This is a genomic window from Kribbella sp. CA-247076, from assembly GCF_050942445.1.
In the GTDB taxonomy this organism is placed as follows: domain Bacteria; phylum Actinomycetota; class Actinomycetes; order Propionibacteriales; family Kribbellaceae; genus Kribbella.
The window spans coordinates 4,480,564-4,506,768 of the sequence record NZ_CP192051.1 but is presented as its reverse complement, the minus strand read 5'-3'; the positions used below and the strand labels follow the sequence as shown (position 1 = coordinate 4,506,768).

The window sequence follows — 26,205 nt, the reverse complement described above, 5'->3', positions numbered from 1 at the left end:
CATCTAGTCCATGGCTGTTCCGGTCCGGCGGTTGTGGGTGGCGGTGCTGTGTGGATACCTCGCCTTCGGCGCCACGCTGCAGGCGCTGCCGACACACGTGGCGGAGAAGTACGGCGGCGGCGCGCTGGCCGGCGGGACCGCGGTGGGGATCGCCTTCCTTGCCACCGCGTGTGCCCGGCCGTTCGCGGGCCGACTGGCGGACGGCGGCTGGTCGCGTCCCGTCGTACTGGCCGGGGGAGTGCTGACTGCGATCGGCGGCCTCGGGCAGCTGGTGGCGCCGAATCTCGGATCGCTGTTCGTGGCTCGACTGGTGATGGGAGCTGGTGAGGCGGCCTTGTTCTCGGCCGCTTTGCCGTGGGTGCTGGCCGGGACGCGAGTCGCGCAGCGCGGCCGGGCCGCGGGTTGGTTCGGACTGTCGATGTGGGGCGGTCTGGCCGGTGGGCCGGTGGTCGCGTCCCTTGTCGGCGACCGGGTCTGGTGGACGGTCGTCGGCCTGGCGGTCGCGTCGACGGTGCTCGTGCTGACGACCCGGGCGGATTCCACCCGGACCGGTCCGCCGACCCGGATCCGGGGTCTGCGGGACCTGCTGCCGGCCGGCGTACCGTTGCCCGGAGCAACCATAGGACTGGCGGCGTACTGCTACGGCACGATCGCGGCGTTGCTGGTCCTGCGGTTGCGCGCGGACGGGATCGGCGTCGACGGCTACGCGCTCGGCGTGTTCGCCGCGGCGTTCCTGGTGGCCCGGTTCGCCGGCAGTCCGCTGGTCGACCGGTACGGCGGCCGCGCGGTGGCGGCGTCGACGATCACGCTGGAAGTCGTGGCCTTGGCCGGTATCGCCACCGCCGGTGGTCCGGTGGCCTCGTTGCTCTTCACCGCCCTGGCCGGGGTGGGGCTGGCGCTCGTCTATCCGGCCTGCGTGTCGCTGACGCTCGACCGTGTCGGCGGGTTGCGGCCCGGGTTGTCGACGGGGGTGCTGACGTCGTGCTGGGATCTCGGCGTGCTGGCCGCAGGCCCACTCGGTGGACTCGTCGCGGAACGCCACGGATTCCCGGCCGCGTTCTTCGGTGCCGCGGGCGCCGGTGCGGTGTGTCTGACCGTGTGCCTGGTGTTCCTCAGGCCGCGTCGAGCAGGGTCTCCACGATGACCCGTGCCTCCGCGCCGAGCCCCGGGTCCCGGTCGACCGCACTGATCACGGTGGCGCCTTCGAGGACGACGACCAGCTGGCGGGCCGTGGTCGCGGGGTCGCGTGCTCCGGCCTCGGTCAGCAGCCGGCCGAACAGGTCGCGGTAGAAGTTCAGATGGTCCTGGGCGAGCCGCCGGGGCGCGCCGTCATGACCGCGATCCTCGGTCGCCGCGTTCATCATCGCGCAGCCCCGGAATCCGGCCTCGGCGTACCAGGTCGCGACGAGGTCGAAGACGGCCAGGATCCGCTCGCGCCCGGACCCGCCCTGCTCGACCGCCTGCTCGTGCCAGGCGCGGACCCGCCGGGTGCGGTCGGTCAGCACGGCCTCGACCAGGCCCTCCTTGGAGCCGAAGTTGCGGTAGATGGTGAGCTTCGAGGCACCGGCCGCCTCGGCGACCTCGTTGATCCCGACGGCATGGATTCCCCGCCGCAGGAAGACGTCCGACGCGGCCGCCAGGATCCGCGCCCGGGTCGCCTCGGGATCCAGTCGCTCGCCCGCCTTGACCGGCATGTCCACCACCTCCGGCACTCATAGTACCGATCGGTGTCATGTGCTGGCGCCAAATAAAACCGATCGGTACCATCTCGGCCATGGTCAACGGATGGACGGCAACGGGATTCGAGGGTGTGGCCGCGGCGTTCGCGCGGAACTTCGCCGAGCGCGGCGAGCTCGGCGCGGCGTTCGCGGCGTACCGGGACGGCGAGCTGGTGGTCGATCTGTGGGGTGGCGTCGCCGATCGCGACACCGGGCGTCCGTGGGAGCGGGACGCGATCCAGCTGATGTTCTCGGGCACCAAGGGACTCGTGTCTGCGTGCGTCCTGCTGCTGGTGCAACGGGGAGTGCTGTCGCTCGACGATCCGCTGGGACGCTACTGGCCGGAGTTCAGGTCCGACGCGACCTCGGTCGCCGAGGTGCTGTCCCACCAGGCTCGGCTGCCCTGGGTCGAGACCGGGTACGCCGACCTGCTCGACCACGACGTCATGGCCGCCCAGCTCGCCGCGCAGGCGCCGGCGACCGACCCGCGGGCCGGGTTCATGTACCACGCGATCACCTGGGGCTGGCTGCTCGACGAGCTGATCCGGCGGGTGGACGGTCGGACCGCGGGCCGGTTCTTCGCCGACGAGTTCGCGGCCCCGCTCGACCTGGAGGTGTGGATCGGCCTCCCGGACGAGCTGCACCGGCGGGCGACGACGATGGTCGCACCGGACGGCGTACTCGTGGATGAGCCGCAGACCGATGCACTGCTCCGGCTCAACCGGAACCCGCTCTGGGTGCCCGGTGCGGAGAAGATCTGGAACAGCACCGAGTACCGCGCCGCCGGTCTGGCCGCGGTCGGCGGATTCGCGACGGCTCGCGGCATGGCGCGCTTCTACTCCTCACTGCTCGGCGGGGGCGTGCTGGCTCCGGAGACGGTCGAGCTCGGCCGGCGCGAGCTCCGCCGGGGCATCGAACCGACCTGGGGAGGCGAGATCGCGTACGGCGCCGGCTTCGAGCTGCACGTCCCGTCGGGCCATCTCGGACGACCCGGTGACTCGTTCGGGCACGGCGGCGCCGGCGGCTCCCGGCACGGTGCCTGGCCGAGCCGGAGAATCGCCTTCTCCTATCTGATGAACGAGGTCCGTGCGGCACCCGACGAGCGGCCGCTCGACCTCCTGACCGCCCTGGAAAACGCCGGGTGAAGTCGTCTTGGTAAGCGCTTGCTGGCAGACTGGGGGCCCATGCGTGAGCCTTTGGTGATCAATGACAACGGTGCTTGGTGCTGGTTCCAGGACGAGCGGGCGCTGGTCGACCCCGACAGCCAGACGCTGGTGGTCGGGTCGATCGCGGCGCCCGAAGGTCCGGGTGGTGCGGAGCGGTCCGGGAACGTCGAGCTGACGGTCGTCGACCTGCGGTCCGGCGCGAGCGAGGTCGTCGTACTCGACGAACGGTTCGAGGCGGACGACCACGACGTACCGGCGTTGTGGCGGCGGCCGGACGGGCGATGGCTGGCGGTGTACACGAAGCACAAGACGGACGACCTGACCCGTTGGCGGGTGAGCGAGCCCGGGGATCCGCGGACGTGGGGTCCGGTGCGGACGTTCGACTGGAGCGAGTTCACCGGCGGCCGTGGGGTGACGTACTCGAACCTGCACGAGCTCGACGGCCGGCTGTACTGCTTCGCCCGCGCGGTCAACGACGACCCGTGCGCGCTGGTCTCCGACGACCACGGCGACAGCTGGACGTACGCCGGCAAGCTGTTCACCCGGCCGAAGGTCGGCTACGTCAACGGCTACACGCGGTACGTCTCGACGCCGACGCGGGTCGATCTGGTGACGACCGACCACCACCCGCGCGACTACGACAACTCGATCTACCACGGCTACCTCGAGGGCGGTGCCCTGCATCGGTCGGACGGGACCGTCGTGGACCCGGTCGCGCTCAAGGGCGAGGCGCCGTCCCAGGTGGAGCTCACCACCGTGCTCGAGGCCGGATCGGTCTGGGACGGCGAGCCGATGACGCACTGCTGGACGATCGACATCCGGCGGGCGGACGACGGCACGGTGGCGGCGGTCCTGCTCGCCCGGCAGGACACACCGGACCAGCCCGAGGACGCGTTCGCGCGGCGGCGCAACGTCCTCGACCACCGCTACTTCTACGCGCGCCTCGTGCCCGGCGGCGAGTGGGACGTCCGGCAACTGGCGAAGGCCGGACCGGGTCTGCTGCCGCACGAGCAGGACTACACCGGTCTGGTCGCGATCGACCCGTACGACGTGGAGTCGCTCTACGTCTCGACGCCGATCGACCCGCGTGACGGCACGGAGCTCGCCCACCGCGAGATCTTCCACGCCCGCGTCAACGGCAGCGGGACGACGTGGACGCCGGTGACCGAGAACTCCGCCGCCGACAACCTCCGGCCGATCGTCGCGCCCGGGGACCCGGATCGCGTCCCGCTGCTCTGGTTCCGCGGCGAGATGACCGCCTCCCAGCACTACGACTGCGAGGTCGTCCTGCTCGACCGGCCGCGGGAGTGACCGTCAGACCTTGCGTTGCAGGGCGTAGACGGACAGCGGCGCGAAGACGAGCAGGATCCCGCCGGCCCAGAGCAGGGTCCAGGCGACCGGCTCCGCGACCGGGCCGCCGATGAGCAGGCCGCGGGCCGCGTCGGACAGGATCGTCACCGGGTTGGCCTCGACGATCGGGCGGAGCCAGCCCGGCATCGTCTCGGTCGGCACGAACACGTTGCTGACGAAGGTCACCGGGAAGAGCACCGTGTAGCCGAAGATCTGCACCTGCTCCGGGTCGCGCGCGAGCACCCCGATCAGCACCGAGATCCAGGAGAACGCCAGCGCGAAGAACAGCACCAGGCCGACCATCGCGAGCAGCCGCAGGAACGACGTCTCCACCCGGAAGCCGAGCAGGTAGCCGACGGCGAGCAGCAGGAACACCGACCAGGCGTGCTTGACCAGGTCGGCCGCGATCCGGCCGGCCAGCGGCGCCCAGCGGGCGATCGGCAGCGACCGCAGCCGGTCGAACACGCCCTTGGTGAGGTCGGAGTTCAGGCCGGTGCCGACGTACATCGCGACGAAGAACATGTTCATCACGATGATCCCGGGCAGCGTGAACCGCAGGTACTCGTCGGTGCTGCCGGAGATCGCGCCGCCGAACACGTAGGTGAACAGCACGACGAACAGGATCGGCTGGAAGCTGTAGTCGCCCAGCTCCCACGGGTTGTGCTTGATCTGCACGATCGTCCGCCACGCCAGCGTGGCCGACTGCCGCAACCCCTGCACCGGGGTGACGCGCGTGTTCATGCCCGCACCTCCTCGTCGGCCGCTTCCTCCGCGGCGTGGCCGGTGAGCGAGAGGAAGACCTCGTTCAGGCTGGCGCCGCGCAGTGTGAGCGTGTTGATCACCACGCCCGCGTCGTCCAGCCGCCGTACGACGGCCGGGAGCACGGCCGGGTCCGTCACCGGAGCGGTCACCTGGTCGCGCTCGACCTCCGGCTCGGCCTGGGCCAGCTCGCCGACGACCGCGATGACCGTGGGCAGGTCCGACGAGTCGGCCGGTCGGACCGCGAGCGACTGGGCACCGGCCTTGGCCTTCAGCTCGTCCGGTGTACCGGTCGCGATCAGCCGGCCGTGGTCGATGACGGCGATGTTGTCGGCCAGCGCGTCGGCCTCGTCGAGGTACTGCGTGGTCAGCAGGACCGTGGATCCGCCGCGGACGAGGTCGCGGACGAGGTTCCAGAGCTCCAGGCGGGCACGCGGGTCGAGCCCGGTCGTCGGCTCGTCGAGGAAGAGGATCTGTGGCCGGCCGACCAGGCTGGCGGCCAGGTCGAGGCGGCGCCGCATGCCGCCGGAGTACGTCTTCGCGGCCCGGTCGGCGGCGTCGGAGAGGCCGAAATCCTCGAGCAGCTCGGCGGCGCGGTGCCGGGCATCCCGCCTGGACTGACCGAGTAGGCGGCCGATCAGCAGCAGGTTCTCGGTGCCGGTGAGGTTCTCGTCGACGGCGGCGTACTGGCCGGTCAGCCCGATCAGCTGCCGGACCTGGTGTGCCTGCTCGAGGACGTCGTACCCGCCGACGGTGGCCCGGCCCGCGTCCGGTCGCAGCAGGGTCGCCAGCACACGCACGGCCGTGGTCTTCCCCGCGCCGTTCGGGCCGAGGAGGCCCAGCACGCTGCCGGTCGGTACGGCGAGATCCACGCCGGCCAGTGCCTGCGTCTCGCCGAACCGCTTGGTCAGACCTTCCGCCCAGATCGAGTGGTCCATCCGCCGCGCCCTCCCAGCTCGGTGTGGCCTCCCAGTCGACTACTCGATCAGCACCTCGTCAACGTCGGTTGCCTAAGCCAACTGCTTGCGGATCGCGTCCAGGTCGGCGGTGACCGCGGTCTCGCGATCGCGGGCGTCCGCCTTGTACGACGCCAGCGCCGCGACCGACTCAGCGGTCGCCTCCTCCAGCCCGACGAGCTGGTTCGCCACGTCGGCCCGGTCCTGGGCGGCCCGCGTCCGCGCCCGCGAGTACCGGTAGGCCGCGATCCCGAGGACGGCCAGCCCGACGACAATCCAGAACCAGTGCACGAAGCCGAGGCCGACCCCGACCACCAGCCCGGTCGCGGCGATCGCGATCGGTCCGCCGAGCGCGCGCACGGTCAGCGGGGGAGCCTCGGCCTTGATGCTGTCGACCGCGGCCGCCATCGACCGGGCGTCCGGACCGTCCGGGCGCACGGTGATCTGCCGGCGGCCGTAGTTGCAGACGACCTCGGTCGGGGTGAGCGCGTTCGCGGTCCGCGCGAGCTCCTCCGCCTCGGGCAGTACGTCGGCCGCCACCACCCGCAGAGCGGTCGCCGACAGGTGCGGCTCGTCGTCCCGCCGCAGGTCGGCGCGCAGCAGGTTCTCGATCGTGTCGACCTGGTCCGTGATCGCGCCGGTCGAGGCGGCGCTGCTGTTGGTGATCCGGCTGCGCAGCTCGGCGACCCGGGCCAGCGGCTCGCGTTCGGGCTCGCTGCCTTCGGAGATCAGCATCCGCAGGACGGCGGACGCGCTGTCCGGGTCGGGTTCGCCGTACGCGAGCTCGCTGTCGGGTTCGCGGACGGCGGTGTGGCCGGCGATCGTCTCGACCGCGGCGCGGAGCTGGCTGAGCCGGGCGCGGGCGTTCCGGGCGGTGGCGATCTCCTGGAAGTCCGGGCCGGTGAGCGTCCCCGGCCGGGCCCGGCTGACGACGGACTCCAGCCACCTCAGGCCCTTCACGTGTTCCCGCAGCCGCTCGACGACCAGCGTCAGCCCGTCCGCGCCGAGCCCACCCCGGGCTCCGGTGGACCACAGGGCCCGCTGCACCCGGGTGACCTTGCCGTCGGCCGGCGTACCGAAGGCGGTCTCCAGCCAGGTGGTGCGGACGAGGTCGCGACGACCCAGGGCCGCCAGCGCCAGGCAGAGGAACGTCGCCGTCCGGGTCTCGTCGAGAGTCATTGCCTGGGACAACTGTCCCGGGGGCAGCTCGGTCGTCTCGGGGGTCAGGTCGTGGATCGCCGCGACCGCGGGATGCAACCAGTAGCCGGGGACGTCGGCACCGGCCGCGGGCGGCTGCTTCGCGGACGCGAGGGCGGTCAGCACCTGGCCGGCATGCCGCCGTACCTCGGCCGCGTCGGCGAAGCCGATCAGCTCGTACCGGATGTCGGACAGCTCTACGAAGGCGTCGAACGCGTCGGTCAACTGCCGCAGCCGCGAGTCGAGACTGCCCTGCAGCTGCGACACCCGCGACCGCAGGCTGGACGCCTCCGACATCGCCACCGACATCTCACTGCGAAGCTCCTCGAGCTCCTGGTTCTGCCGCCGCTCGGTGTACCAGTCCGACATCCGACCCTCCAGTTCGTCAGCGTCCACAGCATCCCGCCCCGTAGGGTCAGAGGTGATCGCTCGCGGCTGACTGCGGAGGACTGATGAGCCTTTCCCGGCATGTGGTGACTGGGGTCCGGACTGTTCAGGTGGGGTCGGAGTACCTCCGGGAGGTGGGGCGGAACTCGTTCCGGGGGCATCACGGGCGGGGCGGCGCGGAGACGGCGTACGTGGTCGAGACCGACCGGGGCGCGAGCGGATGGGGACTGCCGCTGTCCGTGGGCGATCCGGACGCGGTGATCGGACGGTCCGTCGCCGAGTTGATCGACCCGGACGCCGGGGTGATCGACGCGCGGGCTCTGTTCCTGGACTATCCGTTGCACGACCTGGCGGCGCGGATCCTCGACGTACCGGTGTACGCGATGATCGGGGCCGCGGGGTCACCGCGGGTGCGGTGCTACAGCGGCGGGATTTACCTGGACGACCTCGACCCGGAGGCCGCACCGGCCGGGCTGACCGCGATCAAGCAGAACCTGGCGCAGGACCACGCGTTCGGCTTCCGGGACTTCAAGCTGAAGCTCGGCCGCGGCTACCGCTGGATGCCGTACCAGGCCGGCCTCGAGCGCGACATCGAGGTGACCCGGCTCGCCCGCGAGCTCTACCCGGACGCGGAGATCCTGGTCGACCCGAACGACGGCTTCTCGGTGAACGCACTGACCGAGTACCTCGCGGCCGTCTCGGACTGCCGGCTCTACTGGCTCGAGGAGGTGTACGCCGAGCGGCGTGAGGACCTCGAGTTCCTCCGCAGCCACCTCGCCACGCTGCCCTGGCAGCCGCGGATCGCCGACGGCGAGTTCGACCCGGACGCCGGCTACATCCTGCGGCTCGCGCAGGCCGGTCTGATCGACGTCGCGCTGATGGACGGCGTCGGCTTCGGTTTCACCGCATGGCGGCGGTTCATGCCGCAACTACAGGCCGCCGGCGCCGAGGCGTCGCCGCACGCTTGGGGCGCGCCGCTCAAGACCGTGTACGCCGCCCACATCGCGGCCGGCCTGGGGAACGTCGCCATCATCGAAGGCGTCCCCGGTCGCATCCTCGGCGTCGACGGTGACGGCTTCCGGCTGGACGACGGTCATCTCACGCTGTCCGACCGCCCCGGGTTCGGGATCGACTTGGCCGGGTAGTTCCCGGGAGTTCACCGGGGTGGTCCACACTCGCCGCCATGAGACTGGGTCAGCTGGCGAACGGGCGGCGGCGGTTGGCGGCGTACTGGGGCGCGACGGTGGTGCAGGTGGTCGCCATCGCCTGCGACGCCAAGGCGCTGAAGCAGGCCAGCAAGGTGTCGCTGATGCCGTTGCTACTCTCCTGGTCGCGGTCCGAGAAGGCGCCGCCCCTGATACAGGCCGCGCTGCTCGCCTCGGCCGCCGGGGACCTGCTGCTGGAGACGGACCTGCAGCTTGCCGGGATCGCCGCCTTCGCCGCGGCGCACGTCTGCTACCTCGCGGTCTACCTGGGCAAACCCGGTCAGCGGTCGTGGCGGGTCGTCGCGGCGTACGGCGCGCTGTGGGCGGCGCTGGTGGCGGTGCTGTCCCCGGGCCTCGGCGGCCAGCGGGTTCCGGTCGCGGCGTACGCGTTGTTGCTGACGGCAACCGCCATCGTGTCCCGCTGGCACAGTCCGCGCAGCGGCCTCGGCGGGACGCTGTTCCTGATCTCGGACGCGCTGATCGCGATGCGCCTGGCCGGCCACAACTTCCGCGGCCGCGGGATCCTGGTGATGACGACGTACGCCGCCGGTCAGTACTTCCTCACCTCCGGCGCCCTGCGGGACACCGCGGCGGGCCGCCCGGTGAACAACCCACCGGACGGCCCTCCGAAGAATCAGTCGAGGTAGTCGCGCCAGGGGCCGGTGATGGCGAAGGTGATGCCGGGGGTCTGCAGGTTGACGAAGAGGATCCGGCCGTCGTCGGAGAACGCCGGGCCGGTGAACTCGGAGTCGTTCAGCATGTTCCGGGCGATCGCGTACGTCGGGCCGCCCGGGGTCGAGCTGAGCACGTGGCTGCTGGCGTTGCCGTCCTCGGCGAGCACGAGCGAACCCCACGGGGTGACGGTGACGTTGTCCGGGCTGTCGAAGTTGTAGTCGTCGTACCGCGCCTCGGAGCCGAGGTCGGCGGCCGCGCTCTCCGGGAAGTAGGTGACCAGCTGGATGGTCCGGTTCCGGTAGTTGTAGAACCACACCATGCCGTCGTGCGGTACGGCGTCGGCCGGGAGGTCGGCGGTGCCGGACTCGGCGTAGGAGTTGACGACGTACACGCCCTCGTCGGTGCCGAAGACGCCCTCGAACTTCTTGCCCCGGGTGACCTGGTCGTCGGTGAACTGCTTGCGGCAGGAGACCGAGACCGCGTCCCGGTCCGGCACCGGCACCCACGCGACCCGGAACGGCCGGAGGAGCTGCGCCGACGTCAGGTACGCGACGTCCGGGATCGGCTTGCCGTCGTCACCGAGGATGGCCATCGCCTCGAGCGTGCCGAAGTTCACGTCGGCCAGGTGCCGCCAGCTGTACGGGCCGAGCTGGTAGCCGCGCGGGGCGGACCACCGGTAGAACAGCCCGTTCGGGCCGGAGGCGTCCTCGGACAGGTAGATGTGGTCGCCCTCCTTGTCGACCGCGAGCGCCTCGTGGGCGTAGCGGCCGAGTGCCTTCAGCGGGACCGGGTGCGCGGTCCTGCCGTCGCCCCAGACCTCGAAGACGTAGCCGTGGTCCTTCAGCCGGGTGGTGCCGTTGGCCTTGGACTCGGTCTCCTCGCAGGTCAGCCAGGTGCCCCACGGGGTGTGGCCGCCGGCGCAGTTCGTCAGCGTGCCGGAGATGCCGACCCATTCGCCCAGGTTCTTGCCGTCGCGGTCGACGGAGATGACCGTGCAACCACCGGCCGAGCCGACGCCGGCGTCGTACACGGTGCCCTCGATCGGCGGGACGCCGAGCGCGTTGTTGCTGCCGACCTCGTGGTTCTGGATCAGCAGGTACCGGTTCCGGCCGCCGTCGAAGACCGCCGTACCGTCGTGCAGCGACGGGGTCGGCTGGCCGGTGCGGAGCTTGGTCTCGCCGGCCTTGGTGACGATCCGGTACCGGAAGCCCGGCGGCAGCGCGAGGATGCCGTTCGGGTCGTCCAGCAGCGGCGGGAACGGCCGGTGGGTCGGGAACGGGGTGTGCCGCGGACCGGGCGTCGCCGCGGCGAGCGACGGAACGGTGCCGACGGTGGCGAAGCCGACTCCCGCGGCGCCGGCGGCGGCACCCCGGAGGACGGAACGGCGGTCAACAGACATGACGATGCTCCTTGGTACGTTGGCGGGCGGGCGGCCCCACGCGATCCTGCCCCCGGACGGCTGCCGCCGGGGAAACGGGACCTGAACAACTGACGCCGCAACGAACCGGGCGCCGCCGGCGTCCAGAGGGGGAGGTGATCGGATGCGAAACCCGACCGTGGCCGCCGCCGTGCTCGCGGCCGCCGCCCTACTGGTTGCGTGCGGCAACGAATCTGGCACGGAAGGACGGCCGACTGTGAGCACCACACCCAGCCCGGGCACACCCAGCCCCGGCACCCCGGACCCCGGCACACCGAGCCCGGGGACACCGAGCCCGGGGACACCGAGCCCGGAGCCGTCCGGGCCGGGGAGCCCCGCGGCCGGCGCGATCGAGCAGGCCAAGGCCGACCTGGTGAAGCGGCTGGGGATCGAGGCCAATCAGGTGACCGTGGTCAGCGCCGGCGAGGTGACCTGGCCGGACGGCAGCCTCGGCTGTCCCGAGCCGGGGATGAACTACACCCAGGCCCTGGTCCCGGGCAGCCGGGTCGTGCTCGAGGCCGGCGGGAAGGAGTACCACTACCACTCGGGCGGCACCCGCCCGCCGTTCCTCTGCACCAACCCGCGCTGACCTCAGGCGGATTTGGACATCAGCTCCGGGAGGTCGGCCTCGGTCACGAACGCGTCCCGCGGCCGCTGCACCGACGCCAGCGAGACGATGTCCCGCCCGTAGAACGCGGCGGCCAGCCAGACCGACAGCACGCGGATCTTCCGGTCCCAGGTCGGCACCGCCAGCACGTGGTACCCGCGGTGCATGAGCCACGCCAGGAACCCCTTGACCACGATCCGCTTGTACTGGAAGACCCCGCGGCCGAGGCCGAGGGTGGCGACCGCGCCCAGCGTGTGGTGGACGTAGTTCTTCGGCTTCCGCCCGCGCAGCGTACGCAGCAGGTTCTTCGCCAGCAGCTTGCCCTGGCGTACGGCGTTCTGCGCGTTCGGCACCGTGAACGCCCCGGGCACCGGCGACGCCAGGTCGGGGACGGCGGCGTCGTCACCGGCCGCCCACGCGTCCGGCACGATCTCGTCCTCGCTGCCGACCCGGAGGTCGGCCCGGACCTGGACCAGCCCGCGCGGCGTCACCGGGAGGTCGGTGTGGCCGCGGACGAGCCGGGTGGCCGCGTTGCCGGCCGTCCAGACGATCAGGTCCGACTCGTACGTCGTACCGTCCGACAGCACCACGTGTCCGTCGGCGGCGGACACCAGCGTGGTGTCCAGGTGGATCTGCGCACCGCGCCGCTCGAGGGTGGCGCGCACCCAGGCGGCCGGCTTGTCGGTGACCTCCGGCAGGATCCGGTGGCTCGCCTCGACCAGGTGGAAGGCGAGGTCACTCGGCTGGAGCTCCGGGTAGGTCTTGAGCAGCCCGTTCGCCAGCGAGAGCAGCTCGGCGAAGCCCTCGACGCCGGCGAACCCGCCGCCGACGAAGGTGACCGTCAGCAGTCGCTTGCGCTCCGGGCCCGGCGGCAGCACCGACGCCCGGTCGAAGGCGGTCAGCAGCTGGTCGCGGATCGCGACCGCCTCCTCGACGTGCTTCATCCCGATCGCGCGCTCGGCCACGCCGGGCAGCGCGAGCGTCCGGGTGACCGCACCGGCGGTCACGACGATGATGTCGTACGGGAGCTCGAAGTCGGCGCCCTGGACCGGGTGCACCGTGACCACGCGCCGGGCGTGCTCGATCGAGGTGACCGCGCCGGCGACGAGCTTGGTCCGGTGCAGGTTGCGGCGCAGCGAGATCGCGGCGTGCCGGGCCTCGACGTTCCCGGACAGGACCTCCGGGAGGAACGGTTGATAGGTCATGTACGGCCGGGGATCGACCACGACGACCTCGGCTTCACCCTTGCGAAGCTTCTTCTCCAACTTCCATGCCGCGTAGAAGCCGGCGTACCCGCCGCCGACCACGAGGATCCTGCGCACTTAGTGCCTCCAGCTGTCTGTCTTGTCACCAGTTAAGACAAGTCAGGCGACCCGTTTGTGACAGGTTCAGCCCTGCTGCGGGCGCAGCTGACGGCGGGAGGAGATGCCGAGTTTGGTGTAGACCTTCCGGAGGTGCCACTCGACCGTGTGCTGGCTGAGGAACATCTTCGCGCCGATCTGGGCGTTGGTGAGCCCGTCCGCGGCGAGCTCGGCGATGTGGGCCTCCTGCGCGGTGAGCGCATCGGCGGGGCGGCTCGTCCGCTCGTCGACGGCCTCGCCCGCGGCTGCCAGCTCGTGCCGGGCGCGCTCGGCGAACGCGTCGGAGCCGACCGCGACCAGCTGCTCGTACGCCGTCCGCAGCTCGGCCCGGGCGTCGTGGCGACGGCCCGCGCGCCGGAGCCACTCGCCGTACAGCAGGTGCGACCGGGCGAGCTCGATCCGCAGACGGGTCCGGCCGAATCGCTCGACGGCCTCCTGGTAGCACGGCTCCGCCGCGGCACCGGACGACAGCAGGGCCTTCGAGCGGGCCAGCAGACCGAGCGCCCAGTCCGTCCCGGTGGCCTGCGCGAGCATTTCCATCCGGTCGAACGCCTCGGTCGCCTGCTCCCGCCGCCCGCTCCTGGCGGCCGCCTCGACCACCTCGGGCAGTGCCCAGTTGCCGACCCCGCGGTCGTTCGGGTCCGCGGTGGCCGCCTGGGCCGACGCCAGTGCCTCCGGGTACCGGCCGAGGCTGTTCAGCAGGACCGAGTTCGCCCACCGGGTGTAGGTCAGGCCGCCGCCTTCCCCGCGCGCGACGACGTCCTCCAAGGACCGGGCGATCAGCGGGACGGCCTCGTCGACCCGTCCACCCAGGACGGCCAGGCCGATCTCGCCGTACGGCGCCATCGCGCTGCCGGTCGCCTCCTCGATCGTCCGGATCTCCGCCTGCAGGGAGACAGCGGTCCCGACCTCGCCGCCGAACAGGAGCATCATCAGCCGCGAGTTGAGCACCAGCGGCAGCTCGGCGAGGTCGCCGAGCTCGCGGGCCATCCGGGTGTGCGCGTCGGTGAGGACGTCCCAGTGCTCGTAGTCCCAGAGGTCGACGGAGATGCGCGCCGCCATCCACAACCAGCGTGCGTCGTCCGGCGCTGCCTGGGCGGGGTCCGCGAACGCCTCGATCGCCGCCCGGGCCAGTGGCACGGCGGCCGGGTACCCGTCGGTGAACGAGACCGCGAGGGTCTCGAGCAGCAGATCGTGCTTGCGGCGCGTCGGCGGTTGTGGCGCCGCGCGCGCCGCCCTGGCCACGTCGACGTGCGGCGAGCCCGGTGCGAGCACACCGGCGAACATGGCCGCCACGAAGGCGTCGAGATAGGTGTCGCGGGCCAGCGCGGGGTCGAGCGGCTCCAGGCGCTGGGCCGCGTCGAGCAGCAGCGGGGCGGCCGCACCGCCGTGCCCGGAGGCGAACGTGATCTGGGCCCGGAGCAGGCTCACGGTGGCCTGCTGCAGTTCGTCGGTCGACTCGTCCGCGACGACGAGCAGCTTGTGCGCGGCCTCGAAGGCGCCGGCCCGGAAGGTGGCCTGGGCGGCGGACAACGCCCGGCCCGCCCGGACGGCCGGGTCCGGTGTCAGGTCGGTCGCGCGCCGCAGGAACGCCGCGCCGGCGGCCAGGCCGCCACGGCGCTCGGCCCGGGCGGCCGAGGCGATCAGCTCGCGGGCGACGTCCTCGTCCGGTTCGTCGGCCGCTTGGGCCCGGTGCCACGCGCGCCGGTCGGGGTCGAGGCCGGGGTCGATCGCCGCGGCCAGGGCGGCGTGCACCGCGCGCCGGTCGGACGGGCGGGCGGTCCGGTAGACCGCCGACCGGACCAGCGGATGGCGGAACCGCACACGCGCGCCGAACTCGATCAGCCCGGAAGCCTCCGCGGGTTCGGCCTCGGTGAACGGCACGTCCAGGTTCCGCAGCGCACGGAGCAGCAGCGGCAGGTCGCCGAGCGGTTCGGCGGCGGCCGTCAGCAGGAGGTGCTGGGTGGGTGGCGGGAGGAGTTGCACGCGCTGGGTGAAGTTCTGCTCGATCTGGCTCGCCAGCGGCCGCGCGTCCGGGGCTTCGAACCCGCCGGCCAACTCGGACACGGTCAGGCCGCGCGGCAGCTCGAGCAGCGCCAGCGGATTGCCACGGGTCTCCGCCACGATCCGGTCGCGGATGTGCTCGTCCAGCCGGCCCGGCACCACGGAATCGAGCAGCGCGCCCGCGTCCTCGTCCGGCAGACCGCCGACCACCAGCTCCGGCGAGCCGCGCCACTCCGGCGCGGTCACCGGCTCGCGGACCGCGAACACGATGCCGATGCGGTCGGCGAACAGCCGCCGGCCGACGAAGGTGAGCGCCTGCGCGGAGGCCTGGTCGAGCCACTGCGCGTCGTCCACCACGCACAGCAGCGGCTTGCGGTCGGCCACCTCCGACAACAGGCTGAGGACGGCCGCGCCGACCAGGAACCGGTCCGGCGGACCGCCGAACTCGATGCCGAAGGCAACGGAAAGCGCCGCCCGCTGCGGTGGCGGCAACTCCTCGGCGAGGTTCAGCATCGGGCCGCACAACTGGTGCAGACCGGCGAACGGGAGCTCCATCTCGGACTCGACTCCCGACGCCCGGGCGACCCGGCATCCCTCGGCGTTGTGCGCGAGGTGGTTCAGCAGCGCGGACTTGCCGATCCCGGCCTCACCCCGGACGACCAGCACCTGTCCCCGGCCGGCGCGCACGCCGGCCACCAGACGGTCCAGACGTGCGCACTCCGCAGCCCGGCCGCGAAGGTTGTCCGTCGCACCCGTCACCGCTCAACACCCTCCCCATCAGAGGCTAGAGGGCGATAGCGTTCGGGGGTAGGAGTACGGGCCGGTACGCCGAAACTGGGTCAGGCTGCCTGCTCGGCCAGGCCCGCGGTGAGGAACTGCTCGAGGTCGGCCAACTGACCGGCCCGCGATGCCGACGCCAGCGCGCGGACGAACTGGCTGTGCGCGACCGGGCTGTACGGACGGCGCCGGTCGGAGGCCAACCGGTCGCGAGCCCGTTTCACGAGCTGCCGGGCGTTCGGGGCGCCGATCCGCAGCGTCTCCGCGATCTGCCGGTACGGGTACTCGAAGCCTTCCCGCAGTACGTAGGTGGCCCGCTCGGCGGGGGAGAGGCGTTCGAGCAGCAGCCGGGCGGCCCGGTCGATGGAGTCGTCACGCTCCGCCAGCAGGTGCGGATCGGCGTCGTCGGCCGCGCGCTCCTCGGTCTGCCAGGAGGCGACGTACGTCTCGTGCCGGCGGCGGGCGCAGCGGGCGAGGTTGATCGCCAGCCGGGTCGTGGCGGTGGCCAGGAAGGCGGCCGGGTCGACGACCGCCGACCGGTCGGTGCGCTGCCAGCGCAGCCAGACGTCCTGGACGATGTCCTCGGCCTCGGGCGCGTTGCCGACGATCCGGTAGGCGATCCCGAACAGGCGGGGACGGAGTACGGCGAAGTCGTCGGCTGCCTGGTCCAGGTTCATGGTCGGCTCCTCTGCTCCGTTCCCGGGATGGTGGTTCCAGCCTGGCCGCGGGTCCGTGGCCGTCGCGCCCCGGAAGTACGTGGTGCGGTCCGTGGTCCCCCCACGGACCGCTGTGTCACAACGGCGTCGGCTACGCGGTCCTACCCTCTGCAGGTTCCTGCCGCGGAAGGGACGAGATGAAGCCGAGCATCGAGACCGAACGACTGGTGATCAGGCCGTGGCGCGACACCGACGCCACGGACGCGCTGGTGATCTACGGCGACGAGCACGTCACCCGGTGGCTCACCCCGGAGATGACCTGGGTGCCGAACGTGCTCGCCATGCGCGACCTGCTGCACCGCTGGAAGGCGGAGGACACCGCGCCGGCCGGTCACTGGGCCGTCGAGCTGCGGGACACCGGCCGGGTGGTCGGCGGAGTGGCGCTGCTCCGGCTCGCACCCTGGGAGGACATCGAGATCGGCTGGCAACTGGCCCGGACGGCGTGGGGGCACGGGTACGCCGCGGAGGCCGGGGCGGCGGTGGCCGACTGGACGATGCACCACACCGACCTCGAGGAGGTGTTCGCCCTGGTCGGCCCGACGAACGCCCGTGCGGCCGGCACCGCCAAGCGGATCGGGATGGAGCTGATCGGCGAGACCGACCAGTACCACGGTCAGCGCCTGAACCTGTACCGGTTGCGCCACTACGACCTCGCCTATCACGCGGACACCCCGGAGGAGGACGCCGGTGAGAGGTGACAGACAGTCAGATTGTGACCGGTCCGATAGTCACAGACCGCTGCCTTGAGTTGTCTTAGCTGCGGAGGCAACGAGGCCTCCGGAGCCGAGTCGAAGGAGACCCGATGAAGACCACCGAGCAGCAGATCGCCACGTCCGTCCTGGTGATCGGAACCGGTGGTGGCGGTCTGCGGGCCGCGATCGAGCTGGCCGAGCAGGGGGTCGAGGTGCTCGCCCTCGGCAAGCGCCCGCGCTCGGACGCGCACACCTCGCTGGCCGCCGGCGGGATCAACGCGGCGCTGGCCACGATGGACCCGGAGGACTCCTGGCAGCAGCACGCCGCCGACACCCTGCAGGAGAGCTACCTGCTGGCGAACCCGGAGACCGTCCGGATCGTCACCGAGGGTGCGGCCCAGGGCATCGAGGACCTGGAGCGCTACGGCATGCCGTTCGCGCGCGAGGCCGACGGCCGGATCTCCCAGCGGTTCTTCGGCGCGCACCGCTACCGCCGGACGGCGTTCGCCGGCGACTACACCGGGCTGGAGATCCAGCGCACGCTGATCAACCGCGCCGTCCAGCTGGGCGTGCCGATCCTGGACACCGTCTACGTGACCCGGATCCTGGTCAAGGACAACCGGGTGTTCGGCGCCTACGGCTTCGACCTGACGACCGGGCGGCGCTACGTCATCCACGCCGACGCGGTGATCCTGGCCGCGGGCGGTCACACCCGGATCTGGCGGCGGACGTCGTCGCGGCGGGACGAGAACACCGGCGACTCCTTCCGCCTGGCCGTACTCGCCGGTGGACGGATCCGCGACCCCGAGCTGGTGCAGTTCCACCCGTCCGGCCTGATCGAGCCCGAGAACGCGGCCGGCACGCTGGTCTCCGAGGCGGCCCGCGGTGAGGGTGGTCAGCTGCGGAACGCGCTGGGCGAGCGGTTCATGACCCGGTACGACGCCGAGCGGATGGAGCTGTCGACCCGGGACCGGGTCGCGCTGGCGGCGTACACCGAGATCATGGCCGGCCGCGGTACGCCGAACGGCGGGGTCTGGCTGGACGTGTCGCACCTGCCGCGGGAGACGATCATGCGCCGGCTGCCGCGGGTCTACCAGACGCTGCTCGAGCTGCAGATGCTCGACATCACCAAGCAGCCGATCGAGATCGCCCCGACCGCGCACTACTCGATGGGCGGGGTGTGGGTCCGCCCGGACGACCACAGCACCGACGTCGAGGGGCTGTTCGCGCTCGGTGAGGCGGCCAGCGGCCTGCACGGCGCGAACCGGCTGGGCGGCAACTCGCTGATCGAGCTGCTGGTGTTCGGCCGGATCGTGGCCGAGGAGGCGGCGAAGTTCTCGGTCGGGCGGCAGTCGCAGGAGCGGTCCGCGGAGGCCGTCGCCGAGGCCCGGGCCGAGATCGACGACCTGCTCGCCAACGACGGCGAGGAGAACGTCCGCGCCCTGCAGCGCGCGCTCCGGGACACCATGACGAACCGCGCCGGCGTGGTCCGGGACGCGGCCGGGCTGCTGGCCGGCATCTCCGAGCTGGGCGACCTCGAGGAGCGGATGACCCGGATGGGCGTCCACCCGGACATCGCCGGGTTCCAGGACCTGGCGCACGCGTTCGACCTGAAGGCGTCCGCGCTGGCCGCGCGGGCCACCCTGGACGCCGCCCTCGAACGCCGCGAGACCCGGGGCTGCCACAACCGCTCGGACTTCCCCGACCTCGATGAGTCCCTCCAGGTCAACATGGTCTGGTCCGGGCCGGGCGAGGTCGAGCACGAGAGCATCCCGCCGATCCCCGACGAGATCCGCGCACTCATGCGCGACGACATCTCCACCGAGGGCAAGCTGGTCGAGTGACCGGTAGTGGTCACCGGCGTTGACCGGACGTCAGGGCTCGGGATGGGGTGGACCGAACCGAGACTTGCGGAGGTCGGGACCTGTGGCGACGGTGCACGACGTACGACGGGGGTTCGCGGCGCCGCCGGGTCACGGCCGGGTGATGATGCGGTGGTGGTGGTTCGGCCCGGCGGTGGACCGGCGGGAGCTCGAACGCCAGCTGACCGCGATGGCGGCGGCCGGACTCGGCGGGGTCGAGGCCGCCTTCGTCTACCCGATGAGCGCGGTCGACGCGCCGTTCGGTTCGGAGAAGTTCCTCCAGGACGTGGGGTTCGCGGCCCGGACGGCCCGTGCGCTCGGGCTGCGGTTCGACCTGACCCTCGGCAGCGGGTGGTCCTTCGGCGGCGGCCACATCCCGCCGGAGCTGGCGGCGCGCAGGCTCAGCTGGGACCGGCGCGAGATCGGCGCCGAGGCGTACGACGTGCCCGTGGCCGAGGCGTGGCCGGGCGACCAGGTGGTCGCGGCGTTCGTCGGTGACGGGTCGGCCGGCGTCCCCTCGACGTACGACGAAGTTGCCATCAGCAACGGGATGATCCGGGTCCCGACCGGGAACGGGCCGCGCGAGGTGCTGATCGCGACCTCCCGGCTGACCGGGCAGAACGTCAAGCGGGCCGCGGCCGGTGCGGAAGGGCCGGTGCTCGACCACTACTCGGTCGCCGCCGCGGAGGAGCACCTCAGGTCGGTGGCGCACCCCTTGCTCTCGGCGGCGACACCTGAGCTGGTGGGCTCGGTGTTCTGCGACAGTCTCGAGGTGTACCAGGCGGACTGGACGCCGTCCTTGCCCGTGGAGTTCGAGCGGCGGCGTGGGTACGACCTGCGACCGCGGCTGTGGGAGTTGCTAACCGATTCGGAGCAGGTCCGGATCGACTTCTACCGGACCTTGTCGGAGCTGTACGAGGAGAACTTCCTCGCCGTCGTCCGGCGCTGGGCGGCCGGCCGCGGCGTACCGTTCCGGATCCAGTCGTACGGCGAGCCGCCGGCGACCGTGAGCAGCTACCGGCACGCCGACCTGTTCGAGGGGGAGGGCTGGGGGTGGACGCGGCTGCCGGAGACGCGCTGGGCGTCGTCGGCCGCGAGCCTCTACGGCCGGCCGGTGGTGTCGGCCGAGGCGTGGACCTGGGTGCACTCACCGTCGTTCCGGGCGACGCCGCTCGATCTCAAGGGTGAGGCGCACGAGCACTTCCTGTCCGGGGTGAACCAGTTGATGGGGCACGGCTGGCCGTACTCGCCCTCGGGCGAACCAGGACTTGGCTGGATCTTCTACGCCGCCGGTGCGCTGGACGACCGCAACCCGTGGTGGCCGGTCGCGCCCGACCTGTTCGGCTACCTGCACCGGCTGTCCTGGCTGCTTCAGCAGGGCACGCCGGTCCGCCCGGTCAAGGTGTACGTCCCGGCCTCGGACGCCTACGCGACCGGGTCGCTCAACCTGTATCGCACGGCCCGGCGGCTGATCGGCGACGACCTCCCGCGGATGATCCGCGAGTCCGGGCTCGACTTCGACCTGATCGACGACGACGCGATCGCCGTCGTCGACCCCGCGGCGGCCGGGCTGGTCGTCGTACCCACGACGAACGTGCCGGCGGAGACGAGGCGTTGGCTCGAGGCCGTCGTTGCGGCCGGGGGAGTGGTGGTCGACGATCCGGCCGAGTTGGCCGATCACCTCCCGGAGCGGCTGCCGGACGACGTCGGGATCGTGCACCGGCGGCTCGACGACGGCGACGTGTACTTCGTCGCGAACACGGGCAACCGCACGCGGACCTTCACGCTCGACGTGCCGACGGCCGAGCGGTGGGATCCTGGGACCGGGTCGACGACGGTGATCGGCCCGGCCGAGGTGACGCTCGCGCCGTACGAGGCGGCTGTGCTCGTGCCGGTGTCGACAGGTGATGCCGAGCAGGTGGTCGACGTACCGCTGGGCGTAGTGGACGGGTCGTGGCGGGTGTTCGGTGACTCGGTCCGGTTGCCGCATCGGTGGGAGGACGATCCGGCGCGGGCGGCGTACTCGGGCTCGGCGTCGTACGAGCTCGAGCTCGACCTTCCGGAGTACGACGGACGGGTGATGCTGGACTTCGGTGACGGCTCGCCGGCCGAGCGGTCGGCTCATCTGCCGGCGCACTCGTATCACGCGTTGCTCGAGCCGCCGGTCGGGGTCGCCGCCGAGGTGTGGGTGAACGACGTGCGCTGCGGGGCGGTGTGGGCTCCGCCCTACCGCGTCGACATCACCGAGGCGGCGAAGCCGGGCGCCAACGCGTTGCGGGTCGTCGTGCACAACACGGCCGCGAACGCCTTGTCGGCGGACGAGCACCTGGCCCCGCTGGTCGAGTCGGTGACGGCTCGCTACGGCCGCCGGTTCGACCTGCAGGACCTCGAGCACGCCGCCGACTCGGTCAGCTCGGGGTTGTTCAGGCCGCCGGCGCTGATCCTTCGTCGTTCGGGAAGCGGGGGCGGTAGGTCCGCCTGAAGTGCTGGATCTTGCGCAGCCCGAGGTACGCGAGCACCAGCAGCGTGACGACCGCGGCGGCGATCGCGACGGTCGTGCGGAGCGTGTCGCCGGTGCCGGCGGATTCGCAGATCACCGCCGCCAGGACGCCGGTGACGAGGGCGTTGATGACGCCGACGATCACCGGCGATCCCGACAGCCAGTGGGTGATGCCGACCCGGCTGCGAAAGCTGTAGGTCTCCAGCACGCCGGGTACGTCGTCGTGGTGGCTCGCGACCAGGTACGGCTCGAGCTCGGGGGCGAGCTCGACGTACGCGTGCCGCAGCCGGTTCATCCCGATGATCAGCCAGGTGTCCTCGATGTCGGCCTCGACCAGCCGGAAGAACGTGCCGAGCCCGACCAGCAGGGCGACCGGCAGGACGAGCAACGCGAAGGTGATGAAACCGCGCCCGAACCCGGTGGCGTTGGCGACCAGCGAGAGGGCGACCACGGCGGCCGAGAGAACGGTCAGGTAGGTCCCGGTCCGGCTGAAGATCTCCTGCCACGTCATGCTCCGCGTGGCCAGCAGACTCCAGTGCTCGGTCGCCAGGAACTGCGCATGTGGCTTGCCCGCGTCAACACCCTCGAGTGATCTCATGCCCTGAGTGTGACCGGCACCACGCCGCGTAGGCCAGACAGGCCACGGCCAGCACGGGCAGCACCACCAGCGTCGGATTCACCCACGCCGGCACGAGGTCGTAGCCGGCATGGCACTTGTCGTGCAGCGGGAACCACCGCGTGTACTCCTCGAAGTTCGCCCGCCGGTAGGCCCGGTCGTACGGCTCGCCGTCGGCATGACAAGCCTCCTCCGGATCCAGGCTCGCCCCGGCCAGTGCCCCGGCGAGATACGTGACCCCCGTCGCCACCACCAGCAGGACGCCGGTCCCGGCGTACCAGGCCGCGCTGCGCCGCCAGCGGCCGGTCACCAGCGCGCGCCCCCAGAGGAACAGCCCTGGACCGGCGACGACGACGAACACCAGCAGCACGGCGACCAGACCCATGCGACCACTCTGCACTGTTCAGCCCGCGATTGAAAATCGTTGCCTGAGTGTTGACAGTCGATAGGTGAGGATCGATTATCGATAGGTGATCAGCGTGCGGGGACTCAGCAAGCAGTACGGCGCCGTGCGGGCCGTGGACGATCTGACCTTCGACGTGCCGGCCGGGGAGGTGACCGGGTTCCTCGGGCCGAACGGCGCCGGCAAGTCGACGACGATGCGGATCGTGATGGGCCTCGACCGGCCGACCGCGGGGACGGCGCTGGTGAACGGGCAGCGGTACGTCGACCTCGCGGAGCCGCTGTACCAGGTCGGGGCGTTGCTCGACGCGGGCGCGATGCACCCCGGGCGGACCGGCCGCGGTCACCTCCGGATCGGCGCGCGGACCAACGGCATCCCGCTGAAGCGGGTCGAGGAGGTGATCGAACAGGTCGGCCTCGGCTCGGCAGCCCGCCGGCGGATCAAGGGGTACTCGCTCGGCATGCGGCAACGACTCGGCATCGCGGCCGCCTTGCTCGGTGACCCGGAGGTGCTGCTGTTCGACGAGCCGGTGAACGGCCTCGACCTGGACGGTGTCCGCTGGATCCGTTCGCTGCTGCGCGGCTTCGCCGACGAGGGCCGCACCGTGCTGGTCTCCAGCCACCTGATGAGCGAGATGCAGTTGATCGCCGACCGCATCGTGATCATCGGCCGCGGCCGGCTGATCGCCGAGGCGCCGGTCGACGACATCCTCCGCGGCCTCGGCGGGCAGCGCGTCCGCATCCGGACGCCGCGGATCGAGGAACTGCAGCACGCGCTGGCCGACCGGGCCGCGGTCGAGCGCACGGCCCCGGAGGAGCTCGAGATCACCGGTCTCGGCGCGACCGAGATCGGCGACCTCGCGCACGCGCTCGGTCTGCCGGTCCACCACCTGGCCGAGCTCGAGCAGTCGCTCGAACACGCCTACCTCGCCCTGACCGAGGAGAGCGTCGACTACCACGGCAGCACGCCGTCGTACGCGGACGGAGCGAACCGATGAGCACCCCGACCGTCCTCGCCCGCACCGGCAGCGCCGAGTGGAGCCGGCTGTGGAGCGTCCGCTCGACCTGGATCTTCGCCGCCGCGACCGCGCTGGTGGTGCTCGGTTTCGGCACGATCATGGGGTACGACGTCTCCGACGATCCGACCGGTCCGGGGCCGGACGCGACCGCCTGGGACGGTGGCCGGTTCACCGCGATGTTCGCGTTGTTCGGCGTACTCGCGATGGCCGTGGTCACCAGCACCGCCGACCACGGCACCGGCGGGATCGTGCCGACCCTGCAGTGGACCCCGCGGCGGGGCGTGCTGCTGGCGGCCCGGACCGGCGTCATCGTCGCGACCATGACCGTGCTCGGCGCGCTGTTCGTGGCCGGGGCGAGTGCGATCGTCTGGGCGTTCCGGCCGTCGCTCGGGCTGCCGTTCGGTGCCGGCGTCGAGACGCTGGCCGAGCTCGGTTTCGTGTACGCCGCGGCCGCCGGGCTCGCGGTCGGCCTCGGACTGGTGACCCGCAGCACCGCGGCCGCGCTGGTGAGCGTGATCGCGCTGGTGCTCGTCCTGCCGCTGCTGCTGGCTCAGCTCCCGTACGAGTGGTCCGTGGACCTGTCCGCCCGGATGCCAGGTTCCGGAGCGTTGTTCCTGATCTTCGGCGAGGGCCCGCGGGACGACATGACGACCGCGTCGGCCCGGCTCACGCTCGGGCTGTGGGCGGTCGCCCTGCTCGTGGCCGGCGGGCTCCGGTTGATGCGCACCGACGCCGACCGATGACCACGACCGACGTGCTCGTCGTGGGGGCCGGGCTGGCCGGCCTCCACACCGCCACGCTGCTGGCCGAGCGCGGACACGAGGTCCTCCTGGTCGAACGGCGTACGAACCTCACCACCGCGATCCGCACGACGGGCATCTTCGTCCGGAAGACGCTCGACGACTTCACCTTGCCGGCCGAGTGTCTCGGCCCACCGATCCGCCGGGTCGCGCTCTACCCGCCGGACCTGCGCCGGCCGGTGACGCTGGTCAGCGATCGCGACGAGTACCGGGTCGGTGACATGGCTCCGTTGTACGTCGCCGCGGCGCAGCGAGCACGTGATGCCGGGGTACAGCTCCGGCTGGGCACGCGCTACGCCGGCCGGCGTAGCGACGGGTTCGTCGTGGTCTATCCGAGCAGGCCGACGACGGTCCGGGCGCGGTACGTCGTCGGCGCGGACGGAGCCCGGTCCCGGGTGGCTCGCGACCTGGGGCTGGACCGCAACCGGCACCTGCTGATCGGTGCCGAGGAGGTGTTCGCGATTCCCCGCGGCCACGAGCCGCCGACGTTCCACTGCGTGCTCGATCCCTCGCTCGCACCGGGCTACCTGGCCTGGGTGGTCAACGACGGACAGCACGCCCACGTCGGGGTCGCCGGGTACGCCGACCGCTTCCCGGACGGGATGCGCCGCGCGCTCGATCGGTTCGCGAAGGAAGCCCCAGGCCTGCCCGGTGCGGACCGTCCGATCGACGTTGAGCGACGTGGCGGCCCGATCCCGGTCGGCGGGCTGCTGCGCCGGATCGGCTGTGTGGACGGGCTGCTCGTCGGCGACGCGGCCGGAGCGGTCTCTCCGTTGACAGCCGGCGGCCTTGATCCGTGTCTGCGGCTGTCCTCGCTGGCGGCCGACGTACTCGACGACGCTCTGCGGGGCAGGCCGGCGGCACTGACGAGGTACGACGGCGCGGGGCTGCGGGCCTCATTCCGCGGGCGGCTCCTGCTGCGTCGGGGACTGGCACAGGTGCGGACGCCCGCGGCCGCGGCGCTGGCTTTCAAGGTCCTCCGGACATCCGCCGGGCAGGCCGCCGCCCGGCGGATCCTCTTCGGCGACCGCTCGTTCCCCACCAGCTAGGCTCGCGGGGTGGACACTGAGCCGAGTTGGCGGGACAAGCGGCGGGAAGCGTCCGCCGCGCACGCCGCGGCCCTCGAGCAGCGCAAGGCCGCCGAGACCGCGCAGGCCCGGGCGTTGCTGACCGACTTCGTCCGGCAGTTGCAGGCGCGCGGCATCGAACCGCAGCCGCTGCGGGCGCCGGTCGCGGGCTCGAGTGCGAGCTACCGGACGAACGTCACCGGCTGGTACCTCCGGCGCAACCGTTCCCTCGGAGTCGACGCCGACGGCAACTTCTACATCTTGGCCACGCCCGCCGGCCTGAAGTCCCGGCTCGCCGGCGTGCGGCTGCTGCCGTCGGACCCACCTCTGACTGTGGGCCTCGGTGCCCGCGACGGCGAGTCCATGCCCTTGCGGCAACTGCTCGACCTCCGACTCGAGGAGGTCGACGGCCCGGCCTGAGGGACGGTCAGATACCCGTTCGGGTCGACACGTCGATCAGGTCACGCAGCGCCGGCCGGTTCACGTCGTCGAGGCTGGTGAGCTTCAAGCTGCGCATGCTCAGCTTGCCGCCGGCCTGGCGGCCGCCGGTCGTAGGCAGCAGGCCTTCGGGATCGGGGAGTTCGCCGCCGCGGTAGAAGCCGAGCGTGACGTGATTCTTGGACGGCATCAGGTAGGCGAACTGCTCGCTGAACTTCTTCGGCCCGACACCCCAGCCGACCGACCCCTGCTGCGCCCAGACCACCTCGACGGTCCCGGGCAGGACGTCGTACACCAGGTCCCGGACGGCGCGTGCCACCGCCTGCACGTGGTCGCTCGAGTCCGCGATCACGCGCTCGAAGTCCGCGTCGTGCTCCCGCCCGGCCGCGTTCACCACTCCTGTCGTCTCCGCCATGGCACCAGTCTGCCGGGGAGGGCCGGTCGGCGAGAGCCAGGAGTGGCTGAGCGCCAGCGCGGCCGCACGCAGGGACGGACGTTCCATGACACGAGGGTC

At 71.9% G+C, this 26,205-nt stretch carries 24 protein-coding genes; 13 read left to right on the top strand and 11 right to left on the bottom strand.

The annotated features are described in order from the left end of the window. The first annotated feature begins 10 nt into the window (after positions 1-10). Positions 11-1,144, top strand: coding sequence for an MFS transporter (locus ACQPYZ_RS21300; protein ID WP_433158679.1), 1,134 nt, complete (start codon positions 11-13; stop codon positions 1,142-1,144). Here the strand turns inward: ACQPYZ_RS21300 and ACQPYZ_RS21295 are convergent. Beyond that, positions 1,113-1,694 (bottom strand): TetR/AcrR family transcriptional regulator, encoded by a 582-nt coding sequence (locus tag ACQPYZ_RS21295; protein WP_433158676.1) that lies wholly within the window; start codon positions 1,692-1,694, stop codon positions 1,113-1,115. The genes ACQPYZ_RS21300 and ACQPYZ_RS21295 overlap by 32 nt on opposite strands. Before the next feature lie 80 nt (positions 1,695-1,774). On the opposite strand from ACQPYZ_RS21295, the gene ACQPYZ_RS21290 reads away from it, so the two are divergent. After that, complete coding sequence (locus ACQPYZ_RS21290) at positions 1,775-2,863, top strand: serine hydrolase domain-containing protein (protein ID WP_433158673.1); 1,089 nt, start codon at positions 1,775-1,777, stop codon at positions 2,861-2,863. A 39-nt stretch (positions 2,864-2,902) separates the two neighbouring features. Continuing rightward, positions 2,903-4,195: a BNR-4 repeat-containing protein gene (locus ACQPYZ_RS21285; protein ID WP_433158670.1), complete on the top strand. Its 1,293-nt coding sequence runs from the start codon at positions 2,903-2,905 to the stop codon at positions 4,193-4,195. Positions 4,196-4,198: 3 nt separating this feature from the next. Here the strand turns inward: ACQPYZ_RS21285 and ACQPYZ_RS21280 are convergent, their stop codons facing one another. The 3 genes from ACQPYZ_RS21280 to ACQPYZ_RS21270 form a co-directional block, all read right to left on the bottom strand. Beyond that, positions 4,199-4,975 (bottom strand): ABC transporter permease, encoded by a 777-nt coding sequence (locus ACQPYZ_RS21280; protein WP_433158667.1) that lies wholly within the window; start codon positions 4,973-4,975, stop codon positions 4,199-4,201. Beyond that, positions 4,972-5,931 carry an ATP-binding cassette domain-containing protein gene (locus tag ACQPYZ_RS21275; RefSeq protein WP_433158664.1) on the bottom strand — a complete coding sequence of 320 codons (960 nt, stop codon included), beginning with the start codon at positions 5,929-5,931 and terminating at the stop codon, positions 4,972-4,974. Before ACQPYZ_RS21275 ends, ACQPYZ_RS21280 begins: the two co-directional genes overlap by 4 nt. Positions 5,932-6,003: 72 nt before the next feature. Beyond that, on the bottom strand, positions 6,004-7,515 hold the full coding sequence (locus ACQPYZ_RS21270; RefSeq protein ID WP_433158661.1) for a hypothetical protein: 1,512 nt from the start codon (positions 7,513-7,515) through the stop codon (positions 6,004-6,006). An 83-nt stretch (positions 7,516-7,598) separates the two neighbouring features. Here ACQPYZ_RS21270 and ACQPYZ_RS21265 point away from each other — a divergent pair, with 83 nt between their 5' ends. Next, positions 7,599-8,678, top strand: a complete 1,080-nt coding sequence (locus ACQPYZ_RS21265) for a mandelate racemase/muconate lactonizing enzyme family protein (protein ID WP_433158658.1) — start codon at positions 7,599-7,601, stop codon at positions 8,676-8,678. A gap of 38 nt (positions 8,679-8,716) precedes the next feature. Continuing rightward, positions 8,717-9,385, top strand: a complete 669-nt coding sequence (locus ACQPYZ_RS21260) for a lysoplasmalogenase (RefSeq protein ID WP_433158656.1) — start codon at positions 8,717-8,719, stop codon at positions 9,383-9,385. On the opposite strand, the gene ACQPYZ_RS21255 is transcribed toward ACQPYZ_RS21260, so the two are convergent. Further along, on the bottom strand, positions 9,373-10,812 hold the full coding sequence (locus tag ACQPYZ_RS21255; RefSeq protein ID WP_433158653.1) for an alkaline phosphatase PhoX: 1,440 nt from the start codon (positions 10,810-10,812) through the stop codon (positions 9,373-9,375). The genes ACQPYZ_RS21260 and ACQPYZ_RS21255 overlap by 13 nt on opposite strands. 142 nt (positions 10,813-10,954) lie before the next feature. Here ACQPYZ_RS21255 and ACQPYZ_RS21250 point away from each other — a divergent pair, with 142 nt between their 5' ends. Further along, positions 10,955-11,419 (top strand): hypothetical protein, encoded by a 465-nt coding sequence (locus tag ACQPYZ_RS21250; protein ID WP_433158651.1) that lies wholly within the window; start codon positions 10,955-10,957, stop codon positions 11,417-11,419. A 2-nt stretch (positions 11,420-11,421) separates the two neighbouring features. Here ACQPYZ_RS21250 and ACQPYZ_RS21245 read toward each other — a convergent pair whose 3' ends face one another. The 3 genes from ACQPYZ_RS21245 to ACQPYZ_RS21235 form a co-directional block, all read right to left on the bottom strand. Next, positions 11,422-12,759: an NAD(P)/FAD-dependent oxidoreductase gene (locus ACQPYZ_RS21245; protein WP_433158648.1), complete on the bottom strand. Its 1,338-nt coding sequence runs from the start codon at positions 12,757-12,759 to the stop codon at positions 11,422-11,424. Positions 12,760-12,825: 66 nt separating this feature from the next. Beyond that, complete coding sequence (locus tag ACQPYZ_RS21240) at positions 12,826-15,561, bottom strand: helix-turn-helix transcriptional regulator (protein WP_433158645.1); 2,736 nt, start codon at positions 15,559-15,561, stop codon at positions 12,826-12,828. A gap of 80 nt (positions 15,562-15,641) precedes the next feature. After that, a complete protein-coding gene (locus tag ACQPYZ_RS21235) occupies positions 15,642-16,256 on the bottom strand; it encodes a sigma-70 family RNA polymerase sigma factor (RefSeq protein WP_433158643.1) in 615 nt (204 codons plus the stop codon). A gap of 176 nt (positions 16,257-16,432) precedes the next feature. On the opposite strand from ACQPYZ_RS21235, the gene ACQPYZ_RS21230 reads away from it, so the two are divergent. The 3 genes from ACQPYZ_RS21230 to ACQPYZ_RS21220 all read left to right on the top strand — a co-directional run bounded on the left by ACQPYZ_RS21230 (position 16,433) and on the right by ACQPYZ_RS21220 (position 21,331). After that, positions 16,433-16,993: a GNAT family N-acetyltransferase gene (locus tag ACQPYZ_RS21230; protein ID WP_433158640.1), complete on the top strand. Its 561-nt coding sequence runs from the start codon at positions 16,433-16,435 to the stop codon at positions 16,991-16,993. A gap of 104 nt (positions 16,994-17,097) precedes the next feature. Beyond that, the gene (locus ACQPYZ_RS21225) at positions 17,098-18,831 is read left to right on the top strand and encodes an L-aspartate oxidase (RefSeq protein ID WP_433158637.1); all 1,734 of its coding nucleotides are present in this window, start codon (positions 17,098-17,100) and stop codon (positions 18,829-18,831) included. A gap of 82 nt (positions 18,832-18,913) precedes the next feature. Next, positions 18,914-21,331, top strand: a complete 2,418-nt coding sequence (locus ACQPYZ_RS21220) for a glycosyl hydrolase (protein ID WP_433158634.1) — start codon at positions 18,914-18,916, stop codon at positions 21,329-21,331. Here the strand turns inward: ACQPYZ_RS21220 and ACQPYZ_RS21215 are convergent. Together ACQPYZ_RS21215 and ACQPYZ_RS21210 are read right to left on the bottom strand one after the other, a co-directional pair. Further along, positions 21,273-21,947: a hypothetical protein gene (locus tag ACQPYZ_RS21215; RefSeq protein WP_433158631.1), complete on the bottom strand. Its 675-nt coding sequence runs from the start codon at positions 21,945-21,947 to the stop codon at positions 21,273-21,275. The genes ACQPYZ_RS21220 and ACQPYZ_RS21215 overlap by 59 nt on opposite strands. Next, a complete protein-coding gene (locus ACQPYZ_RS21210; RefSeq protein ID WP_433158628.1) occupies positions 21,925-22,350 on the bottom strand; it encodes a hypothetical protein in 426 nt (141 codons plus the stop codon). The genes ACQPYZ_RS21215 and ACQPYZ_RS21210 overlap by 23 nt, the downstream gene beginning before the upstream one ends. Positions 22,351-22,435: 85 nt before the next feature. Between ACQPYZ_RS21210 and ACQPYZ_RS21205 the strand changes: the two genes are divergently transcribed. The 4 genes from ACQPYZ_RS21205 to ACQPYZ_RS21190 are packed head-to-tail and all read left to right on the top strand — an operon-like array spanning position 22,436 to position 25,673. Next, on the top strand, positions 22,436-23,365 hold the full coding sequence (locus ACQPYZ_RS21205) for an ABC transporter ATP-binding protein (RefSeq protein WP_433158625.1): 930 nt from the start codon (positions 22,436-22,438) through the stop codon (positions 23,363-23,365). Next, positions 23,362-24,129, top strand: a complete 768-nt coding sequence (locus ACQPYZ_RS21200) for a hypothetical protein (protein ID WP_433158622.1) — start codon at positions 23,362-23,364, stop codon at positions 24,127-24,129. Before ACQPYZ_RS21205 ends, ACQPYZ_RS21200 begins: the two co-directional genes overlap by 4 nt. After that, the gene (locus ACQPYZ_RS21195) at positions 24,126-25,235 is read left to right on the top strand and encodes an NAD(P)/FAD-dependent oxidoreductase (protein WP_433158620.1); all 1,110 of its coding nucleotides are present in this window, start codon (positions 24,126-24,128) and stop codon (positions 25,233-25,235) included. Before ACQPYZ_RS21200 ends, ACQPYZ_RS21195 begins: the two co-directional genes overlap by 4 nt. Before the next feature lie 9 nt (positions 25,236-25,244). After that, positions 25,245-25,673, top strand: coding sequence for a hypothetical protein (locus ACQPYZ_RS21190; protein ID WP_433158617.1), 429 nt, complete (start codon positions 25,245-25,247; stop codon positions 25,671-25,673). Positions 25,674-25,680: 7 nt separating this feature from the next. On the opposite strand, the gene ACQPYZ_RS21185 is transcribed toward ACQPYZ_RS21190, so the two are convergent. Continuing rightward, positions 25,681-26,193, bottom strand: a complete 513-nt coding sequence (locus ACQPYZ_RS21185; protein WP_433158614.1) for a DUF1801 domain-containing protein — start codon at positions 26,191-26,193, stop codon at positions 25,681-25,683. Between the last annotated feature and the right edge of the window lie 12 nt (positions 26,194-26,205).

What these genes read in the sequence shown, in the direction of transcription:
- ACQPYZ_RS21300 (WP_433158679.1), top strand. Translation starts at nt 11, where the DNA reads ATGGCTGTTCCGGTCCGGCGGTTGTGGGTGGCGGTGCTGTGTGGATAC.
- ACQPYZ_RS21295 (WP_433158676.1), bottom strand. Translation starts at nt 1,694, where the DNA reads ATGCCGGTCAAGGCGGGCGAGCGACTGGATCCCGAGGCGACCCGGGCG.
- ACQPYZ_RS21290 (WP_433158673.1), top strand. Translation starts at nt 1,775, where the DNA reads ATGGTCAACGGATGGACGGCAACGGGATTCGAGGGTGTGGCCGCGGCG.
- ACQPYZ_RS21285 (WP_433158670.1), top strand. Translation starts at nt 2,903, where the DNA reads ATGCGTGAGCCTTTGGTGATCAATGACAACGGTGCTTGGTGCTGGTTC.
- ACQPYZ_RS21280 (WP_433158667.1), bottom strand. Translation starts at nt 4,975, where the DNA reads ATGAACACGCGCGTCACCCCGGTGCAGGGGTTGCGGCAGTCGGCCACG.
- ACQPYZ_RS21275 (WP_433158664.1), bottom strand. Translation starts at nt 5,931, where the DNA reads ATGGACCACTCGATCTGGGCGGAAGGTCTGACCAAGCGGTTCGGCGAG.
- ACQPYZ_RS21270 (WP_433158661.1), bottom strand. Translation starts at nt 7,515, where the DNA reads ATGTCGGACTGGTACACCGAGCGGCGGCAGAACCAGGAGCTCGAGGAG.
- ACQPYZ_RS21265 (WP_433158658.1), top strand. Translation starts at nt 7,599, where the DNA reads ATGAGCCTTTCCCGGCATGTGGTGACTGGGGTCCGGACTGTTCAGGTG.
- ACQPYZ_RS21260 (WP_433158656.1), top strand. Translation starts at nt 8,717, where the DNA reads ATGAGACTGGGTCAGCTGGCGAACGGGCGGCGGCGGTTGGCGGCGTAC.
- ACQPYZ_RS21255 (WP_433158653.1), bottom strand. Translation starts at nt 10,812, where the DNA reads ATGTCTGTTGACCGCCGTTCCGTCCTCCGGGGTGCCGCCGCCGGCGCC.
- ACQPYZ_RS21250 (WP_433158651.1), top strand. Translation starts at nt 10,955, where the DNA reads ATGCGAAACCCGACCGTGGCCGCCGCCGTGCTCGCGGCCGCCGCCCTA.
- ACQPYZ_RS21235 (WP_433158643.1), bottom strand. Translation starts at nt 16,256, where the DNA reads ATGAACCTGGACCAGGCAGCCGACGACTTCGCCGTACTCCGTCCCCGC.
- ACQPYZ_RS21230 (WP_433158640.1), top strand. Translation starts at nt 16,433, where the DNA reads ATGAAGCCGAGCATCGAGACCGAACGACTGGTGATCAGGCCGTGGCGC.
- ACQPYZ_RS21225 (WP_433158637.1), top strand. Translation starts at nt 17,098, where the DNA reads ATGAAGACCACCGAGCAGCAGATCGCCACGTCCGTCCTGGTGATCGGA.
- ACQPYZ_RS21215 (WP_433158631.1), bottom strand. Translation starts at nt 21,947, where the DNA reads ATGAGATCACTCGAGGGTGTTGACGCGGGCAAGCCACATGCGCAGTTC.
- ACQPYZ_RS21210 (WP_433158628.1), bottom strand. Translation starts at nt 22,350, where the DNA reads ATGGGTCTGGTCGCCGTGCTGCTGGTGTTCGTCGTCGTCGCCGGTCCA.
- ACQPYZ_RS21200 (WP_433158622.1), top strand. Translation starts at nt 23,362, where the DNA reads ATGAGCACCCCGACCGTCCTCGCCCGCACCGGCAGCGCCGAGTGGAGC.
- ACQPYZ_RS21195 (WP_433158620.1), top strand. Translation starts at nt 24,126, where the DNA reads ATGACCACGACCGACGTGCTCGTCGTGGGGGCCGGGCTGGCCGGCCTC.
- ACQPYZ_RS21185 (WP_433158614.1), bottom strand. Translation starts at nt 26,193, where the DNA reads ATGGAACGTCCGTCCCTGCGTGCGGCCGCGCTGGCGCTCAGCCACTCC.